13 protein-coding genes are annotated in these 16920 nt (G+C 73.2%); 5 read left to right on the top strand and 8 right to left on the bottom strand.

Annotated elements, in window-relative coordinates:
* Nucleotides 1-8: 8 nt before the first annotated feature.
* Nucleotides 9-1127 carry a ferredoxin reductase gene (locus EUA93_RS08265; protein WP_129399690.1) on the bottom strand — a complete coding sequence of 373 codons (1119 nt, stop codon included), beginning with the start codon at nt 1125-1127 and terminating at the stop codon, nt 9-11.
* Nucleotides 1128-1264: 137 nt separating this feature from the next.
* On the opposite strand from EUA93_RS08265, the gene EUA93_RS08260 reads away from it, so the two are divergent.
* Nucleotides 1265-2413 (top strand): RsbRD N-terminal domain-containing protein, encoded by a 1149-nt coding sequence (locus EUA93_RS08260; RefSeq protein ID WP_242497286.1) that lies wholly within the window; start codon nt 1265-1267, stop codon nt 2411-2413.
* Between the two features lie 140 nt (nt 2414-2553).
* Here the strand turns inward: EUA93_RS08260 and EUA93_RS08255 are convergent, their stop codons facing one another.
* The 6 genes from EUA93_RS08255 to EUA93_RS08235 form a co-directional block, all read right to left on the bottom strand.
* Nucleotides 2554-4932 carry a GNAT family N-acetyltransferase gene (locus EUA93_RS08255; RefSeq protein WP_129399689.1) on the bottom strand — a complete coding sequence of 793 codons (2379 nt, stop codon included), beginning with the start codon at nt 4930-4932 and terminating at the stop codon, nt 2554-2556.
* Nucleotides 4929-6698, bottom strand: coding sequence for an IucA/IucC family protein (locus tag EUA93_RS08250; protein ID WP_165355091.1), 1770 nt, complete (start codon nt 6696-6698; stop codon nt 4929-4931). The genes EUA93_RS08255 and EUA93_RS08250 overlap by 4 nt, the downstream gene beginning before the upstream one ends.
* Complete coding sequence (locus EUA93_RS21535) at nt 6695-7228, bottom strand: GNAT family N-acetyltransferase (protein WP_207208632.1); 534 nt, start codon at nt 7226-7228, stop codon at nt 6695-6697. Before EUA93_RS21535 ends, EUA93_RS08250 begins: the two co-directional genes overlap by 4 nt.
* Nucleotides 7225-8529: a lysine N(6)-hydroxylase/L-ornithine N(5)-oxygenase family protein gene (locus EUA93_RS08245; RefSeq protein WP_129399688.1), complete on the bottom strand. Its 1305-nt coding sequence runs from the start codon at nt 8527-8529 to the stop codon at nt 7225-7227. The genes EUA93_RS21535 and EUA93_RS08245 overlap by 4 nt, the downstream gene beginning before the upstream one ends.
* Nucleotides 8526-9998, bottom strand: coding sequence for a pyridoxal phosphate-dependent decarboxylase family protein (locus EUA93_RS08240; protein ID WP_129399687.1), 1473 nt, complete (start codon nt 9996-9998; stop codon nt 8526-8528). Before EUA93_RS08240 ends, EUA93_RS08245 begins: the two co-directional genes overlap by 4 nt.
* A gap of 195 nt (nt 9999-10193) precedes the next feature.
* Complete coding sequence (locus EUA93_RS08235; protein WP_129399686.1) at nt 10194-11696, bottom strand: amidohydrolase; 1503 nt, start codon at nt 11694-11696, stop codon at nt 10194-10196.
* A 55-nt stretch (nt 11697-11751) separates the two neighbouring features.
* On the opposite strand from EUA93_RS08235, the gene EUA93_RS08230 reads away from it, so the two are divergent.
* On the top strand, nt 11752-12402 hold the full coding sequence (locus EUA93_RS08230; RefSeq protein ID WP_129399685.1) for a hypothetical protein: 651 nt from the start codon (nt 11752-11754) through the stop codon (nt 12400-12402).
* Between the two features lie 3 nt (nt 12403-12405).
* Nucleotides 12406-13044: a hypothetical protein gene (locus tag EUA93_RS08225; RefSeq protein ID WP_129399684.1), complete on the top strand. Its 639-nt coding sequence runs from the start codon at nt 12406-12408 to the stop codon at nt 13042-13044.
* A gap of 18 nt (nt 13045-13062) precedes the next feature.
* Here EUA93_RS08225 and EUA93_RS08220 read toward each other — a convergent pair whose 3' ends face one another.
* On the bottom strand, nt 13063-14523 hold the full coding sequence (locus EUA93_RS08220; RefSeq protein WP_129399683.1) for a serine/threonine-protein kinase: 1461 nt from the start codon (nt 14521-14523) through the stop codon (nt 13063-13065).
* Between the two features lie 23 nt (nt 14524-14546).
* Between EUA93_RS08220 and EUA93_RS08215 the strand changes: the two genes are divergently transcribed.
* Both EUA93_RS08215 and EUA93_RS08210 read left to right on the top strand, forming a co-directional pair.
* Nucleotides 14547-15122 carry an RNA polymerase sigma factor gene (locus tag EUA93_RS08215; RefSeq protein ID WP_129401150.1) on the top strand — a complete coding sequence of 192 codons (576 nt, stop codon included), beginning with the start codon at nt 14547-14549 and terminating at the stop codon, nt 15120-15122.
* Complete coding sequence (locus tag EUA93_RS08210; RefSeq protein WP_129399682.1) at nt 15119-16648, top strand: M1 family metallopeptidase; 1530 nt, start codon at nt 15119-15121, stop codon at nt 16646-16648. Before EUA93_RS08215 ends, EUA93_RS08210 begins: the two co-directional genes overlap by 4 nt.
* Nucleotides 16649-16920: the final 272 nt, after the last annotated feature.

Genomic DNA, 16920 nt, shown 5'->3' with positions numbered 1-16920 from the left:
GCAGTCGGTCAGTGGTCGAAGTGGCACGGGCCGGCGGCGGCGTTGATGCAGGTCTGCACCTTCACGGCGCCGCTCTCGCCGGGGACGGCGGTGGTGATGGCTCCGTCGCGCAGGTCGCGCACGCTGCCCTCGCGCAGCGGGATCACGCAGCCCATGCAGATGCCCATCCGGCAGCCGCTCGGCATGAGCTTCCCGGCCTCCTCGGCGGCGTCGAGGATGGGCGTCGCGCCGTCGAGGTCGAGGGTGGTGCCGCACGCGAAGGCGACGGTGCCGCCCTCGCCCGGCTCTACCCGCGAGGTGCGGAACTGCTCGGTGGTGAGGCTGATGCCCGCGCCCTCGTGGTGGGCGCCGAGGGCGTCGAGCAGGCCGGCCGGCCCGCAGGCCAGGGTCGCCCGCTCGGCGAGGTCGGGGACCAGGTCGGCGAGGTGGTCGACGTCGAGGACGCCGTGCTCGTCGTCGTACCGGGCCACGAGGCGGATCGCACCGGCGGCGTCGAGGGCCTCGAGGTCGCGGATGAAGATCGAGTGCGGGCGGCTCGGCGCGACGTGGACGACGACGATGTCGTGGACCGCGCTGCGGGCCGGACGCAGGACGCCCTCGTCGGTGCTCGGGAAGAGGTTGCGCAGCATCCCGATGACCGGCGTGATGCCGGAGCCGGCGGTGACCATGAGGAACTTGCCGCCGGCGGGAGGGAGGACGAACTCGCCGTCTGCCTGCTCGAGGTGGACGAGCGTGCCGGGCTTCGCCTCGTGGACGAGGTGGTTGCTGACCAGGCCGTCGGGCACGGCCTTGACCGTGATCGAGATGCGGCCGTCGCGGCGCGGGCCGTGGGTCAGGGAGTAGGCCCGCCACTGGCGTACGCCGTCGACGTCGATCCCGATGCGGAGGTACTGGCCGGGCACGTGGCCGGCCCAGTCGGCGCCGGGGCGGATCACGATCGTCGCCGCGTCGGCGGTCTCGGGGTGCACGGACTCGATGCGGCCACGGAGATCGGCGCCCGAGCGGAGCGGGGCGAAGAGGTCCATGAAGTCGGACGGGAGGTAGGGCGTGGTCGCGGCCTCGGCAGCGCGGACCAGGTGGTCGCGCATGCGGTTGCCCCTGACGGGCGGCTCGAGAGTCGTGCTCATGTCATCAAGAGTCGCGGATCCGCACCACATGTTCCTGCCCTGCGCACGTGAATCGGGGCTAGACTCTTGTTCACCGCGAACAATTGTCGCCCTGTGGAGTTCCTGTGACCGCTCATCCTGTGCGCCCGAGCACACAAGTGCAGAACGTGGTGGCCCTCGACGCCGAGGTGGCCGCCGCCCTCCGCGCGCAGCTGGCCGAGGTCGCGGACAGCGTGGTGCTGGCGATCATCGACGAGGTGCCGAGCTATGCCGGGGCCCTGACCGGGCGCATGGGCGAGGTGATCCGCAACGCGGTCCAGCTCGCGCTCGGCGGCTTCCTCACGCTGGCGTCGCAGCAGGGCCTCGAGGCGCCGCGCGCGCCGGCGATGGAGGGCGCCTACCAGCTCGGCCGCGGCGAGGCGCGCAGCGGTCGTACGGCCGAGGCGCTGCTCGCGGCCTACCGTGTCGGCGCCCGCACGTCGTGGCACGACATGGCCGACACCGCCGTCCGGGCCGGCATCGACGCCAGCCAGCTGGCGAGCTTCGCCGAGCTGGTCTTCGCCTACATCGACGAGCTGTCCGCGGCCTCGGTCGCCGGGCACACCGACGAGCTCGAGAGCAGCGGGCGTGTGCGGCAGCGCAACCTCGAGCGGCTCGCGCGCGCCCTCCTCAACGGCGCGCCGGCCGACGCGGTCAACGCCGCCGCCGAGCGGGCCGACTGGGAGCCGCCGGGCGCGCTGACGGCGGTGGTGCTGCCGGAGTCGCAGGTCTCCCACGCCCTCACCGCCCTCGACCCCCGCACGCTCCAGCCGACCGACGAGGTGCCCGGCCTGCCGGAGGGCCATGCGTCGCTGCTCGTGCCGTCGACGGGGTCGGCCACTGCGCGTCGTACGTTGCTCCGGGCCCTGCGCGGCACCGACGCGGTCGTCGGCCCGAGCACCCCCTGGCTCGAGGTCGCGGGCTCGCACCGGCGGGCGTTGCGCTGCGCGGCTCTGGGGCTCTCCGGGCTCGTCGACTCCGACGACCACCTCGCCGCCCTCGTCCTCGCCGCCGACGCCGAGGCCCGCGCCGAGCTCCGCGCCCGGGTGCTCGCGCCCCTCGCCGACCTGCGTCCGTCGACGGCCGACAAGCTCACCGACACGCTCCGCAGCTGGCTGCTCAACCACGGCCGCCGCGACGCCGTCGCCGAGGAGCTCTTCGTCCACGCCCAGACCGTCCGCTACCGCGTGCAGCAGCTCCGGGAGGTCTACGGCGACCGGCTCGAGGACCCGGCGTTCGTGCTCGACGCGACGCTGGCGCTCGCCTGAGCTCCGAGCGGTGAGTGAGCCACATTCCGGGCCGCTGGAATGTGGCTCACACACCGCTCGGGGGTGTGGCGCACGACGACGCGCAGGCTGGCGGTGGCCCAGCCACATTGGAGGCCGCGGGAATGTGGCTCACTCACCGCTCAGGCCGGGCGGGGCAGGAACGCGAACTGCGCCCTCTTGGCCGGCAGGTCGGGCATCGGCGCGGGGACCTCGGTGACCGGCCCGAGCTCGGCGCCGAGGCGCAGGAGCAGGGCGAGCGACCTGGTGTTGTCGACGTCGGGCTCGAGGACCACGCGGTGCACGGCGGGGTCGGCGAAGACCTGCGCGACGAGGTACGCCGTCAGCTCGGCCGTGTGGCCGGCGCGGGCGGCGTCGTCGGCGAGGAAGAGGTGCACGCCGAGGTCGCCGGGGCGCCGGTCGTAGTGCTCGCCGATCTCGTCCACGAACGGGTCGTAGGTCTGCACCAGCCCGACCGGGTGGTCGTCGAGGAGCGCGAGCCTGGCGGTGAGGTGCGGCTGCTCGGCGATCCAGCCGTAGATCTCGCCGACCTCCTCGAGCGTGCGGGCGCCCATGCCCCAGAAGGCCGCGCGCGGCTCGGTGAACCAGCCGTGCAGCAGCGGCGCATCCGTGGCGGGTGAGACCGCTCGGAGGGCGAAGGTGGGTGAGGTGGCAGGGAGTGGGGTGACAGGGAGCAAGGTTCCGTCCTTCCAGGCGGTGAGCTGGTCGTCGTGATGGGGATCGCCCGGGATCCCCGAGGCGCCCAGCGGGACCGCCCAGCGACTCCGCGCACGGCCGCCCGGAGGCGGGCTGAGGTCCCACACGAGGCGGGCGATCGGCCCGGAGACCGACATGTCGGTGCCGGGGATCCACGCGGTGGCGGCCACGCACTCGAGGTCGCCGTCGAGCGGACTGCCCGCGACGGAGGGGAGGTACGGCGCCACGTCGAGGCGCAGGTCGGCGTGCGCGTGGATCGGGGTGAGCCGGTGCCGATCGCCCCATGTCTGGTCGGGCAGCGCGGCGACCTGGGCGAGCGCCGAGCGTGCCATCTGGTCGAGGTCCAGCCCAGTCGGTGGGTCGCGCACGAGGTCGGGCAGCACGCGGGCGATCCGCGACGGCAGGTGCCACCACGGCGCGAGCACCTCGGCATGGATCGGCGGCGCGGCGGCGCGCGCCGGGGCCAGCAGCGGGTCGGCCACGATCGCGGCGACGACCGCGTCGCGGACGGCGGCGTAGGCACCGGCGACCACCGAGCCGGCCGCCATCGAGCCGTCCCACTCCCGGAGCCGCTCGACGAGGGCGGCGCTGGGCTCCGGCAGGTCGTCGAGCCCGATCAGCAGGTCGAGCAGGTGGCCGCCGGACGGGTCGTGGTGGTCGGTGAGCACGGAGGCCGCGCGTCCCACGTCGACCAGGTCTCCGTCGACCGGGCCGGAGGCGAGCAGGGAGGCGATCCGGTCGCGGCGCCACGGTGGGGCGAAGCGACCGGCCAGGGCGTCCCACCGATCGTCGGTGCGGTCGTTGGCGGTGACCGCGACCTCGTCGTGACCGACCTCGGTGCGCGGCAGGTCGACCCAGCCCGTCCACGCGTCGCCGGCTCGCACCGGCACCCTGCCCGCGACCCGGTGCAGCACGCGCCCGGTGGTGTCGGCGACGAGCACGTTGTTGACCGGCTCGACCCAGTGCTCGAGCGCGGCGTCGACGTCGGCGACCGTCCGCGCGCGCAGCAGCGGGAGGATCGCGCCGAGCCCGACGTCGCCGAGCTCGCTGGTCGGCGTACGCACGACCAGGCGGCCACCGACGACGGACACGTCCTGGTAGTCGGCCATCGCGTTGGTGACCGCCCAGGCGACATGGCCGGTGTGGCCGAAGTGCTGCACGCCCGGGACGCCGGGGAAGGCCAGTCCGACGACGTCGAGCTCGTCGCACGCGAGCCCGACCTGCTGGTAGATCCCCGGCGACTCGAAGACCCGGTGCGGGTCGGCGCCGATCAACGGGGCACCGGAGCGCGTCCGGGACGGCCCGACGGCGAAGGCGTTGCTGCCGTGCGGCGGCTCGACGCCGAGCAGCGAGGCGAGCCGCGGGTCGAGGCCGGGCTCCACCGACGCGGCCCAGAGCGTGGTCGGGAAGCCGGCGAAGAGCACGTGCTGCACCAGGAAGACCGCCAGCGACGACCACGGCTGCCACTCCCCCGGCGCGTCGACCGACGCGAGCTCGGGAGAGGTCGCGCCCTCGGCGAAGCCCGCGCGCACCCCGTCGGCGTACGCCGCGAAGAAGGCCTGCGACTCCGCGTCGAGCGCCGAGAGCCCGCGCTGGGCGGTGTCGGCGAGGTCGAGGTCGGCGGCGAAGGCGTCCCAGGCGGCAGACCCGCCCAGCGCGCCGACCCGGCCCTCGCCGCGCAGGCGCTCGACGGTGAGCTGCCAGGCGCGGTCGTGCGCGGTGACGCGGCCCTGCTCGAACGCGAGGTCGAGCAGGGTCGCGGCTCGGACGTGCGGAATGCCGTGCGGGTCCCGCCGGACGCTCACGTCCGCACGGCTGCGGGGTTGGCCAGCGTGCCCGCGTAGATCAGCGACTCGGCCTGGTCGGTGAGGTCGACCATCTGGAGCGTGTTGCGCAGCTGGAGCCGGTTGAGGCAGGAGTGCGCGAACTCCGCGCGCAGCAGGTCGTACGTCGCTGCCGCCTCCGCCAGCTCCGGGTGGTCGTCGAGGTGGCCCGAGACGGTCTCGCGCACCAGCTCCCAGAAGTGGTCGTCGCACAGCAGGTCGGCGCCGGCGAGGATCCCGCCGAGGTGGCGCAGGAACCCGTCGAAGACGTCGGTGTGGATCGCGAGGGCCGCTGTCGCCGGGGGTACGACGGACCGGATCCGCTCGACCTCCTCGGGCAGCGGCCGGTCGGTCAGCACCGCGACCTCCTCGCCGATGTCCTTCATGACCATCCGCACCGGCACGTGGTCGCGCAGCACCATCACGAGGTTCTCCCCGTGCGGCATGAACGCGAGGTCGTGCGCGAGCAGGCAGTGCACGAGCGGGCGGAGGTAGGCACGCAGGTAGGTCGCGACCCAGTCGGCCGGGTCGAGGCCGGAGGCGGCGACCAGCTCGCCGACGAGGGGTACGCCGTCACGGTCGCGGTGCAGCAGCGAGGCCATCGTGGCGAGCCGCTCGCCCTCGCGCAGCTGCGGGACCGGGCTCTCGCGCCACAGCGCCGCGACCATCTTGCGGTAGGGCGAGGTGACCGGGAGCCGGTGGTAGGCGTCGCCCGTCCAGCCGATCGCCGCGTGCTCCTTGAGCACCGTGAAGCCGAGGGACCCCAGCTCGTCGTCCCCCCGGACGAGGTCGGCGACCCAGTCGTTGATGGCCGGCGTGGCGGCCATGTAGGCCGGTGAGAGCCCGCGTAGGAAGCCCATGTTCTGCACGGCGAGCGCGACCTTCACGTAGGACCGCTCGGGGCGGTCGACGGGGAAGAAGGTGCGGATGGACTGCTGCGCCCGGTGCGCCGAGTCGACCTCGCCGAGGGGCACGACGGCCCGGCGCGCGACGTCGGGCGCGAAGGTCACCGCGAGTCGGTTGACCCACTGCCACGGGTGGACCGGGAGGTAGAGGTAGTCGACCGGGTCGAGGCCCAGGTCGCGCAGCCGCTTCTCGAAGTCGACGAGCACGTCGGTGCCGAGCTCCTCGGCGTAGTGCTGCGCCTCGGTGCGCCCCTCGGACAGCGACAGCTGCGCCTCGTCCCGGCGTACGGCGACCCAGTGCAGGCGCACGTCGGCACCGGTCTCCGGGGCGAAGGCGGCGTGGTCGTCGACCCCGAAGCCGATGCGGCCGTTGCAGGCCACGAACCCGGGGTGGCCCTCCGACATCGCGGCCTCGATCGACTGGTAGTCGGCATCGACGAGGTCGCGCGAGGAGAGCTGGTGGTGGGTGAGCTTCCACGTCGCGGAGGCGAGGGTGCCGGCGATCTCCTCGAGGTAGACCGCGAGCAGGTGCTCGGGGATCTCGAGCAGCTCGTTGCAGTCGACGACGAAGTCCTGCGCGTCGACGGCGGCCCGGCGCTCGCCGACGAGGCGGACGATCGAGGCCGGGTCGACGACCCAGTGCTCGAGGGCGTGCCGGCGCGCCTCGAAGAGGTACGACGACCCGCCGAGCGTGAGCTGCCAGTCGTCGCCGTCCGGCTCGGGTGCGAGCAGGCGCTCGTGGGCGAACTCGGCGATCGCCTTGGCGACGAGCTCGCGGTGGGCGCGCGCCATCGTCTCGGGAGTCAGGTGGTCGGTCAGGTGGTCGGTCGGGCTGTGCGTCATGCCGCCCCTCCCAGGGTGGATGCGTGGAAGGCCGCGCGGGTGCAGAAGCTCAGCGCGGCGGTCTTGTCGGGCAGCTGGACGTGGCGGGCGACGACGAAGCCGACCGCCTCGTTGAGCGCGGCGATGCGGTGGTTGCGGGCGTCGGGCTCGACCACGACGCGGCGCACGGAGGGGTCGGCGAAGCAGGCCTTCATCACCCGCCGCATCACCGCGCCGGTGAAGCCGTGGACCGGCGTGTCCGTCGGCGCGACCAGGACGTGCATGCCGACGTCGCCGGCGCGCAGCTCGGGCAGGCCGGCGAGCGGCGAGTGCGCGGGGTCGTACCTCTCCATCAGGAACGCCGGCGCGCCGTCGGCCCGACCCAGCAGGGCCTCGTGGTGCGGGTCGGCCGCGATGCGGACGTACTCGTCGAGGACCTGCTCGGCGGAGGCGTCCTGCATGCCCCAGAAGACCGAGCGAGGGTGCGTGACCCACGCGTGCAGGAGCGCGAGGTCGCGGCCGGGGTCGAGCCGTTCGAGGGTGAGCCTCACGATGCCTCCTCGTCCCGGTGGTCGGGGTGTCGGAACCGGTCGGGGATGCCCCACTCCTGGAAGGCGATCCGCTTCTCCACGGGGTAGGGCTCGCGACCCAGCACCTGGGCGAGGATCACCGAGTTGCGCATCGCCCCCATGCCGAGGTCGGGCGCGACGAAGCCGTGCGTGTGCTCCTCGGCGTTCTGCACGAAGACCTCGCTGTCGGCGTGGTCGACGGCGAAGGTGCCGCCGGCCAGGAAGCGACCGTGCTCGTCCCAGCGGATGCGGTCGCGGACGCCGTCGAGGAAGTCGGGCACCCGTGGCGCGTAGCCGGTCGCCAGCACGAGGGACTCGGTGGTCATCCGGCCCGTCGTGCCCTGCTCGGTGTGGCGCAGGTCGAGGGCGTAGGCCCGCCCGTCCCACCTCGCGGCGGTCACCTCGGTCGCGGTGAGGAGCGTCGTCTCGACGCCGGTGGTGGCCTCGCGGCGGTAGAGCTCGTCGAAGATCGCGTTGATCGTGTCGGAGCTGATCCCCTTCGACAGCGCGGCCTGGCCCTGCTGCACCTCGGCGCGGCGCGGGGCCGGGAGCGCCTGGAAGTACGACGACCACTCCGGCGAGGTCATCTCGAGGGTGAGCTTGGTGTACTCCATCGGGAAGAACCGCGGCGAGCGGGTGACCCAGCCGAGCTCGAACCCGTGGGTCTCCTGCTCGGCCAGCAGGTCGGCGTACACCTCCGCGGCGGACTGGCCGCTGCCGACGACCGTGATCGAGCCGGTGGCGAGCAGCTCGTCCTTGCGGGCGAGGTAGTCGGCGGAGTGCAGCGCCGGGCCGTCCACGTCGAACGGGATGCGCGGCGCGGTGCCGGTGCCGAGCACGAGGTGGCGGGCACGCCAGCTGCGACCGGTCGCCGATCGGACGACGTACGCCTCCCCGTCGTGCTCGACCGCGACCACGCGCTCGCCGAGCTCGATCGAGTCGAGGCGGTCGGCGGCCCAGCGGCAGTAGTCGTCGTACTCGCGACGCAGCGGGTAGAAGCTCTCGCGGATGTAGAACGGGTAGAGCCGGCCGACGTCCTTGAGGAAGGCGAGGTAGGAGAAGCGCGAGGTGGGGTCGGCCAGGGTGACCAGGTCGGCCAGGAAGGGCACCTGCAACGTCGCGTCGGGCAGCATCATCCCGGGATGCCACGAGAAGCCGGGCTCGGCCTCGAGGAAGACCGCGTCGAGGCCGGGGATCGGGTCGGCGAGGCAGGCCAGGCCGAGGTTGAAGGGGCCGAGCCCGATGCCGAGGAGGTCGTGGATCCTCGTCGCGCGGGCGGTCATCGCGCCACCGCCAGTCGTCCCCCGCGCGGGCGCGGGGCCGTGGGGCGCTCCTGCAGCCGCTCGCCGGTCTCGCGCACCATCGCGACGACGCCGAGCACGTCGTCGACGGTCGCGATCGGGTTGAGCAGGGTGAGCTTGAGGTACGCGCGCCCGTCGACCCTGGTGGCCGCGACGAGCGCGCGGCCGTCGTCGAAGAGCTCGGCACGGATGGCGGCGTTGTGGCGAGCGAGCCCGTCCTCGTCCCGATCGGGACCCGGCACGTGGCGGAACACGATCGTGCTCAGCTGCGGTGCGGCGGCGACGTCGATGTCGGGCATCGCGGTGAGCTCGGCGGCGACCGCGTCGGCGAGGTCGAGGACGGTGTCGAGGTGCTCGCCGATCGCGTCGGCGCCCATCACGCGCAGGGTCATCCAGAGCTTGAGCGCCTCGAAGCGGCGCGTGGTCTGGAGGCTCTTGTCGACCTGGTTGGGGTGCGCGGAGTCCTTCGGGTTGAGGTAGTCGGCGTGCCAGGTGACGTGGCCGAGCGTTGCGCCGTCGCGGACGACGAGGGCGCTGCAGGAGACCGGCTGGAACCAGGTCTTGTGGTAGTCGATCGACACCGAGTCCGCCAGCTCGATGCCGGCCAGCCAGCTGCGACGGCGCGGCGAGACGAGCAGCCCGCCGCCGTAGGCCGCGTCGACGTGGAACCACGCGCCGTGGGCCTTCGCCAGCGCCGCCACCTCCGGCAGCGGGTCGATCGCGCCGAAGTCCGTGGTGCCGGCGGTGGCCACGACGGCCATCGGGGTCAGGCCGGCCGCTGCCGCGTCACCCAGGGCCCTCGAGAGCGCGGCCGGGTCCATCCGGCGCGAGACGTCGACCGCGACCGGGACGACCGACTCGTCGCCGAGCCCGAGGATCCGGGCGGCCTTCTGGACCGAGAAGTGGCCGTCGGCGCTGGCGAAGATCCGCAGGCGCTCGGGCGCACGGCCCTCCTGCTGGCCGCGGGCCAGCAGGAGGGCCTGGAGGTTCGACTGGGTCCCACCGGTGGTGAAGACCCCGTCCGCGCGGTCGTCGTACCCGATCCGGGCGGCGGTCCAGTCGACGAGGTGGCGCTCGATGAAGGTCGCGCCGGCGCTCTGGTCGAAGGTGTCGAGGCTGGAGTTCACGCCGCTGATGAAGACCTCGGCGGCGAGCGCGGGGATGACCACCGGGCAGTTGAGGTGGGCCGCCGCGGCGGGCTCGTGGAACCAGATCGCGTCGTCGAGCCACAGGCGCGAGAGCTCCGCGAGCGCCTCCGGGCCGTCGCCGATCGGACGGTCGAGATCGACGTCGGTCGCGCGGGCGGCGGCCTCGCGCGGCGAGATCCCGGTCAGCGGGCGGCCGCCGGTCTCGCCGAGGTGGTCGACGAGGTGGTCCACCGCCGAGCCGACGGCCTCGCGGTAGCGCCCCGCGTTGGCGGGGTGGAAGAGGTGCTGCCAAGGTGAGCGCACGGGGGTACGTCCCTCCGAGTAGGGATTGAGTAAGGCAAGGCTTACCTTACTCAGACTCCCGGGTGGCGCCACGTGAGCGCCATCACATGGCTCGCCCCAGCCGCTGTAACGCCCGTTTACTGCTTGTACCCACCCTGCTGCAGAGGGGTGGCTACAGCCATCAACCCGGCGTTACAGCCGGCGCTGCAGCCGCGGCTACAGCGGCTCGCGGGAGTACGCCACCTCGCCGGCCACCCAGGTCACGGCGACGTGCGAGGCGAACTCCCTCAGCCGCAGGCCGTGCTCGCGGTCGGAGGCTCCGTCGAGGGGGTCGGCGTCGAGGAGCACCAGGTCGGCCGGGTGGCCGGCAGCCACCGTGCCCCAGCCGTCGGTCGAGGCGGCGAGCGCCTCGCGGGCGGTGACCGACTGCTCGGGGTGCCAGGGCTCGCGCTCGTCGCCGGAGCGGTGGACGGCCGCGGCGATCGCGAGCCACGGGTCGAGCGGCGAGACCGGGGCGTCGGAGCCGAGCACCACGTCGACGCCGGCGTCGAGCATCCAGCGCAGCGGGAAGCACCGCTCGGCCCGACCGGGCCACAGCCGCTCGGTGACGTCGCGGTCGTCGAGCAGGTGGGCGGGCTGCACGCTCGCGCGGATGCCGAGCTCGGCCATCCGGCGTACGTCGTCGCGCGTCGTGAGCTGCACGTGCTCGATCCCGCCCCGGGCGCCGGTGTCGGCAAAGGCGGCCAGCGCCTCGGTGACGGCCCGGTCGCCGATGGCGTGGACGGCGACGTCGAGCCCACCGTCCGCCGCCCGGGCGAGCAGCGCGCGGAGCTCGTCCGGCGACTGGTTGGGCTGGCCCTCCTCGGCGCCGGGCACGGCCTTCTCGGCGTAGGGCTCGCAGCACCAGGCGGTGCGGGTGTTGAGCGAGCCGTCGCTGATGATCTTCAGCGGCCCCATCGTCAGGCGCGGGTCGTCGGCGAGCGGGTCGCCCGACCGCAGCCCGCGGGCGAGCACGTCGTCGAGGCCGTCGGCGTAGCAGGCGTGCCGGATCCTCAGGAGCGAGGCGCCCTCGGCCCACCGCGCGGCCCAGTCGGCGACGCCGCCGCTGAACTCGAGGTCGACGAGCCCGACGACGCCCTGGGCCGCGGCCGCCTCCATCGAGCGCCGGTAGGCGTCCGGCCCGGTGCCGTCGGTGCCGAGCACGGACGCGAGGCGTCCGTAGGCCATGAACCACTCGGCCTCGCTGACCACGCTGTCACGGGTCGAGAGCGCGAGCATGTGCAGCGCGGTCGTGTTGAGCCAGCCGTGGTGGCCGTCGCCGGCGATCAGCACGATCGGCTGGTCGGTCCCGATCGCGTCGAGGTCGGAGACGGCCGGGTTCTCCGGCCAGGCGGTCGGCCGGTGCCCCCACCCGATCACCGGCAGGTCGGGCCACTCCTCGAGCCGCTCGCGCACCAACGCCACCGCCTCGGCGCTCGACCGGGCCGGTGCGAGGTCGAGCCGGGCGGAGGCGAGGGTCCACTGGCCGAGGTGCACGTGCTGGTCCCACATCCCCGGCGACAGCCAGCGCCCGGAGGCGTCGTGCTTCTGCTCGCCCGGGTGCTCGTCGTCGGCGAGCCCGGGCCCGACCTCCACCACCCGCCCGTCCTCGACCCGTACGTCGACGAGGCCGGGCACGACGTCGGTCACGGCGACGAGCCGGGCGTTGCGGATCAGCATGGGCCCACCGTAGGGAATGGGACGCGACGGTGAGGAGGGCGGATAGGTTGGCCCCATGGATTGGCGGGGGCCTGCGGTTGTCGTCGCGCTCCTCGCGATCGGCGCGGGGAGCGGCTTCGCCGCGGGCGCGGCCACCCGGGACACCACCGTCGGGTCCGGCGTACCCGACCCGGTGCCTGCCGCGCGGCCCGAGATGCCGATCGAGGCGCCGCGACCCTTCACGCCCGATCCCGAGCTCCCGGCACTGCAGCCGGGCATCGCGATGCGGCAGGCGACGCTGGGCATCGGCAAGTTCGAGATCCTCTTCCCGGCGCCGAGGGGCTGGCGGATCAACGCCGTCGCCAGCAACGAGTGGAAATGGAAGCAGCCGGGCACGCCCAACAACAGCTACGTCATGCGGATCGAGCAGATCGACAGCCAGGACATCGAGATCGAGGACGCCATCGACATCCGCATCGAGCGGATGCTCGACGAGCAGGAGGACGTCGTCGTCCTCGACCGCGGCGCGGACTCGCTCGAGTACACCTACCGCAGCAACGAGGGCAACAAGCGCCACAGCTTCATGCGCTGGCTCGACCTCGACTCGAGCGGCCAGGCCGACGTGGAGATCGTCGTGCACGGTCGCGACCAGGACGCGCGCGGCGCGAAGGACCTGATCGGCCGCGTCGCCGATGGCATGCGCGGCGCCACCGGCGGACCGGTCTGAGCCGTGACCGGACGTCGTGCGCTCCTCCTCGCGCTGGTGCTGGTGGTCGGCCTGGTCGGCGGGTTCGGTACGTCGTGGGTGCTGGGCGAGAACCCTCCGGGATCCGGCGCTGCGGCTCCCGTCGCGGCCGCCTCGCCGAGCCTCCCGGTCGACCCGGTGCCCGAGCTCCTGCCCGACCCCGACTACCCGCCGCTCGAGCCGGGCATCGCGCTGGCCGACACCACGGTCGGCCAGGGCGAGGACTTCCAGATGACGGTCCCGGCGCCCGAGGGCTGGCGGTTCGTGCCGATCGCCCTCAACGAGTGGCAGTGGCGACCCTTCGACCAGGAGCAGTCGTTCGGCTACGTGATGCGGGTCGAGCAGGTGCTCAGCAACCGGCGCTCGATCGACTGGACGCTCGACCGTCGCCTCGACGAGCTCGACGAGGACGAGCTCGACTTCCGGGTGGTCCGCCAGAGCGACGACAGCGTCCACTACACCTACATCACCAACAACCACCTCCGGCACGGCTTCCTCACCTGGCTCGACGTCACCGGGACCGACAACGCCCAGGTGGAGGTCGCCGTGAGCGGGCGGCGGGTCGACGAGGCCGGGCTCGCCGACCTGATCGAGCGGGTCGCGGCCGGCGTACGCCTGGGGTGAGGGCCTGGCCGGGACCCGTCAGACGCCGAAGGTCGTGACCGAGTCGAGCACCCGGTTGGCGGTCGCGCGGTCGTTGCTGCGGATCTGGATCCAGAGCAGCTGGCTGGCATTGACCTGCACGACGCGCTCGACGGTGACGCCTGGTCCCGGGCAGCCGGTGAAGGTCATCGTCATCGACTCGTCGCCGCCCTCGGTGTCGCGGATGGGCCCGACGGGCTCGCCGGTGCAGTCGCCGTGCTGCGGGACGCGGGTCGGCAGCTTCTCGCCGGGGAGGAGGCCCACGAAGACGCCGGGCGCGGGGTCGGTGGCGGAGTTCCAGCCCGCACGCGTGCCGGACGCGATCGACGGCTGCTCCTGCTGCCCCTCGATCGGCGTCCACTGCTCGGGGTCGACCTGGACGGTCCACGCCTCCGGGACGGTCACGGCCACCGTGCCCGTGCGGTCCTCGATCGTACGCTCGGAGGTGGCGGCCCGCTCGACGGCCCACCCGGCACCGGCTCCGCCGGCGAGGACGGCGACGGACGCGACGAGCAGCGGCCACCGGCGGCGAGGGGCCTGGGCGGCCCCGCGGACGTCCTCGTCGGTCGCGCCCGCGGTGACGTCCAGCGGGGTCGACTCGGTGAGGTCGGGATCGACGGGCATCCACGCCTCGGGCGCCTCGTCGACCTGGCCGCCCATCGCCTCGACGAGCGCGCCGGTGAAGCACTGCACGTCGTCGTAGCGGTCGGCGCGGTCCTTGGAGAGGCCCTTCTGCACGACGGCCTCGGCCTCCGGGTTGTCGATGCCCATCGGCGGCGGGGGCGTCGGGTTCTCGGCGGCCGCGAGGCTCGTGTGCTGGAAGGGCTGGCGACCGCTCAGCAGGTAGTAGGTGAGGGCGGCCAGCGAGAACTGGTCGGCGCGCGGGTCGAGGCCCTCGCCGAGGGCCTGCTCGGGCGCCACGTAGGTCGGGGTGCCGCCGACCATGGTCAGCCGCGACGACATGTCCATCGCCTTGCCGAGGCCGAGGTCGCCGACCATCGCGACGACCTGCGAGCCCTTGGCGTGCTCGATGCTGCGGAAGAGGACGTTGGCGGGCTTCACGTCGCGGTGCAGCACCCCGCGGTCGTGCAGCGCGGCGAGACCCTCGCCGACCTGGTGGATCACGGTCAGCGCCTGCGACGGCTCGAGGGCGGACAGCTCGAGCCGGTCGGCGAGCGTGCCCTGGTCGGCGTACGCCATCACGAGGTAGGGGCGTTCGTCGTCGAGCTCGCCCGCGTCGTAGACGGTCACGACGTGGGGCGACTCGACCTTGCGGAGGAAGCGTCCCTCCTCGAGGAAGCGCTGGCGGATGTGGAGGTCGCCGATCCAGTTGTCGGCGAGCACCTTGATCGCGACGGGCGAGTCGAGGTGCTCGTCGTAGGCCAGCCACACGGTCGCGAACGCCCCGGACCCGATGCGACGCCGCACCGGGTACCGACCGAGACGCGAGGGAGCGGACACCCGGGCATTATCGTGCAGGCGTGATGTATTCGGGGGACGGCGGGGCCGCGGCGACGCCGGACGAGATCGACGAGCTCGCTCGTCTCGCGCGCGACGGCGACCGTGAGGCGATGGAGCAGCTGCTCGGCGTGGTGCGTCCGCGCGTGCTCAACATCTGCCGGGGCGTGCTGCCCTACTCCGGCGACGCGGAGGACGCGTGCCAGGAGGCGATGCTCAACGTCGCGACCCGGATCGACTCGTGGGGCGGCCGCGGCCGGTTCACCACCTGGCTGCACATCGTGGCGGTCAACAGCGCGCGGACGACCTACCGCCGGCTGAAGAACCTGGCCACCCCCACCGACTTCGAGGACGGCTCGCACGACCGGCCCGACCCCCGCACGACCAGCGTGATCGCCGGCACCCGGCTCGACCTGCTCGAGGCGATGGACACCATCGGCAAGGACCACCCGCAGTACGTCGAACCGCTGCTGCTGCGCGACGTCTACGGCCTGCCCTACGAGGAGATCGCCACCCTCGTCGACGCGCCGCTCGGCACGGTCAAGGCGCAGATCCACCACGGCCGCAAGCTGGCCCGGCCGCTGCTCCGCGGCGAGAGATGAGAGCGCGTACGCCGCTCGCCCCTGCGGCCCTCGTCCTGGTGCTCGCCGCGCTGGCGGGCTGCTCCTCCGAGGCCGAGACGTCGTCCGACCTGTCCACGCCCGCACCGGTCACCGCCTCCGCCGCGCCCGACGACCTCGTCGCGGCCCCGGCCTCGGACCCGGTGGTCTCCGACCCGGTCGAGCCGGACCTCGACCTCGCGCTCTCCGACCCGGTCGAGGACAGCGTCTACCCCGGCGTCGGAGACCCGGGTGTCGACGCGCTCCACTACGACCTCGACCTGACCTGGGAGCCGGGCGACGAGCGGCTGACCGGCCGCGCCGTGATCGACTTCCGCGCCACCCGTCAGGCGCCCCGCTTCCAGCTCGACCTCTCCCCTGCGCTGACGGTCGGCGAGGTGTCGCTCGACGGGACGAGCGTGGGCTTCCGCCGTCGCGGCAAGGACCTCGTCGTCCGGGCGCCGGTCGTCGCCGACCAGCGCTACCAGCTCAGCATCGACTACGTCGGCACGCCCGAGGCGGCGCCCGCACCGACCACCCGCAGCGACTTCTCCACGACCGGCTTCACCATCACCGACACCGGCGAGGTGTGGACGATGCAGGAGCCCTACGGGGCCTACACCTGGTACCCCGTCAACGACCAGCCGTCCGACAAGGCGCTCTACGACATCACCGTGCACGCCCCGAGGAAGTGGACCGGGATCTCCAACGGGCGCCTCACCTCGCTCGAGCAGACCGACGGCCGCACGACCGCGTCGTGGCAGCTCACCGAGCCCGCGTCGTCGTACCTCGTCACGCTCGCGATCGGCGACTACGCGCACAGCAGCAACACCACCGCCGGCGGGATGACCGTCGACTACTGGACGCCGCGCGGCATGGTCGACCCCGTCGAGCTCGACAACCTCCAGACCGCCGCCGTCTCGATCGACTGGATCGAGGGCAAGCTCGGCGACTACCCGTTCGACTCGCTCGGACTCGTCGTCACCGCCTCGCAGAGCGCGATGGAGACCCAGACCATGGTGACCCTGGGCCACAACGACTACGTCCTCTCACCGCAGGTGATCGCGCACGAGCTGGTGCACCAGTGGTACGGCGACCAGGTCTCGCCCGCGGACTGGAGCGACGTCTGGCTCAACGAGGGCATGACCATGCTGCTCCAGTGGATCTACGAGGACGAGCACGACATCCGGCCACTGAAGGAGACCCTGCGCAACGCCCGCGCCGGTGACCAGGGGCTGCGCGACGCCTACGGCCCGCCCGGGGCGTACGACCCCGACCAGTTCGGCGGGTCAAACATCTACTACCCGCCGGCGCTCATGTGGAACGAGCTCCGCGTCGCGCTCGGCGACGAGGAGTTCTACTCCATCGCCCGCTCGTGGCTCGTCGACCACGACGACACCTCGGCCACCCGGGCGCAGGTCTACGACCACTGGGAGACCGCGACCGGGCTCGACCTCGGCTCGTTCTTCGACGCCTGGATCACGGGGCGTACGACGCCGAAGCCGGGCGTCCCGGGCGCTGCTGGTTGAGGAGGTCGCGCAGCGCGTGCACGCTGGTTGAGGAGGTCGCGCAGCGACCGTCACGAAACCCCCCGGCCCCGGTCGCCCGACCCGCGTCACCGGGTCTCGTGACGGGACTCCGTCCTTCCTCGACCAACGGAGCCGCTGGTCGAGGCGGTCGCGCAGCACGTACCCGTTGGTTGAGGAGGTCGCGCAGCGACCGTCACGAAACCCCCCGGCCCTGGTCGCACGACTCACGTGACCGGGTCTCGTGACAGGACTCCGTCCTTCCTCGACCAACG

Origin of the sequence: Nocardioides oleivorans (assembly GCF_004137255.1) — a bacterium.
Taxonomy (GTDB): Bacteria; Actinomycetota; Actinomycetes; order Propionibacteriales; family Nocardioidaceae; genus Nocardioides; species Nocardioides oleivorans.
The sequence above is the reverse complement of the archived record's forward strand: the minus strand, read 5'-3'. Positions and strand labels throughout refer to the sequence as shown.